The following is a 345-nucleotide window of genomic DNA, read 5'->3' on the forward strand; positions in this document are numbered from 1 at the left end:
TCTGCTCGGACGCCGAGGTCGAGAGCGTGGTCGCCCACCTCAAGCGCCAGGGCCGGCCGGCCTACCTCGACGCCGTCACGGCCGACGACGCGCCGGAAGAAGCGCCCGCCAAGGGCTCCCGCGCCTCGAAGGCGGCGGCCCAGCCCGCCGAGGAGCGCGAGGAGGAGGCCCCGGTCTTCGACGTCGGCGCCTTCACGGCGGCGGTCGGGGCTGAGTCGGGCGACCTCTACGAGCAGGCAATCCAGGTGGTGCTGCGGGACCAGAAGGCCTCGACCAGCTACATCCAGCGCCGCCTGCAGATCGGCTACAACCGCGCCGCCTCGCTGATGGAGCGGATGGAGATCG

Annotated in this window: 1 protein-coding gene; it reads left to right on the top strand. The window is 72.8% G+C overall.

Annotated features, from left to right (window positions below; translation table 11 throughout):
- The coding region (locus AX737_RS01230; protein ID WP_280949048.1) for a DNA translocase FtsK at positions 1 to 345 on the top strand (345 nt) is incomplete at both ends.

Origin of the sequence: Methylobacterium sp. CCH5-D2 (assembly GCF_001556475.1) — a bacterium.
GTDB lineage: Bacteria > Pseudomonadota > Alphaproteobacteria > Rhizobiales > Beijerinckiaceae > Methylobacterium > Methylobacterium hispanicum.